Here is a 1,087-nt window from a genome sequence, read left to right as displayed (position 1 = left end):
GATTGGTGGAACACGCTGCATCAGCCGGCCTCGGTGTTCCGCATGGGCGGATCGACCATCGACCCCTCGATGCTATGGCCGCTGCTGGTGATGGCCATCGGCTTCACGGTGCTGTTCTTCGCGCTGCACCTGATGGCGATGCGTACCGAAATCCACCGGCGGCGGGTGATTGCGATGCGCAGGGTCGCGGCCCGGCAGGCTGAGCGTCAGCCGGCTTGAATCACCCGCGCCTGGCCAAAGAAGTCATCCCATCCGCCCACGTGCGGCCACCGGCAGGGTTTCCAGCACCGTCTCGCCGTCGATCAAATTGACCTCATTGAACAGGTTGGTGACGACGCAGCAATGGTCGGGCACCACGCGCACGCGCTCGCCGATGCGAAGCTTGCCATCGCCTGAGAGCGTGACCGTGCCGTGTTCCTCGCTCAGGCCCGTCACCCGCGCTCCCGCAACGCCGAGCAACTCGCCGAAATCGGCGAGCCCCAGCGTATCGCTCGACAGCGCCTTGCTGCCGGCGTCGAGGATGGCACGCGTCCGCGTCGGATGGCTGACCACGGTCGACAGCACGCTCAGCGCGCAATCGTCGAGGCTGCCGACGCCCTTGGCGACCTGGTAGCGGTCGAGATAGATGTAGGTGCCGGGGCGGTATTCCGTGACGACGCTGTCATCGCCCGAGCGCCACATGTCGGGCGTGCCGCCGCTGGAGATGCGCGCGCAGGCGAGACCGCAGGCGGCCAGCGCCTGCCTGGCGCCGGCGAGCCAGGCCTCGGCCTCCGCCGCACGGCCCGCGGCCGGATAGGTCATCAACCCGCCGAAGACGAGGCCCTTGGCCGTGTCGATCTGTCTTGCCAGCCCAACCGCTTCACCAGCCGTCTGCACGCCGCAACGCCCCATGCCGGTGTCGCATTCGACCAGGACCGGCAGGGGATTGCCGGCATCGGTGAAGGTGGCGGCCAGCCCGTCGATCGTCTCCACGCTGTCCGCCGTCACCGACAGGGTTACGCGCATGTGCAGCGCCTTCAGCCGCTCCAGCTTGGCGCGGCCAAGAATGTTGTAGGGGAGAAAAATGTCGGTCAGCCCGGCATCGGCC

The 1,087-nt window shown here is 67.8% G+C and carries 1 protein-coding gene and 1 pseudogene; one reads left to right on the top strand and one right to left on the bottom strand.

The window, feature by feature from the left end; all coding sequences use genetic code 11:
- A pseudogene (locus FJ980_RS33700) lies at positions 1-219 on the top strand (heme transporter HemC); the annotation flags it as partial.
- Between the two features lie 24 nt (positions 220-243).
- Here the strand turns inward: FJ980_RS33700 and FJ980_RS33695 are convergent.
- Positions 244-1,087, bottom strand: an 844-nt coding sequence (locus tag FJ980_RS33695; RefSeq protein WP_140547673.1) for an alanine racemase, incomplete at its 5' end; no start/stop codon positions are given.

This window comes from Mesorhizobium sp. B1-1-5 (assembly GCF_006443065.1).
GTDB lineage: Bacteria > Pseudomonadota > Alphaproteobacteria > Rhizobiales > Rhizobiaceae > Mesorhizobium.
This window is presented reverse-complemented; position numbering and strand designations above follow the sequence as displayed.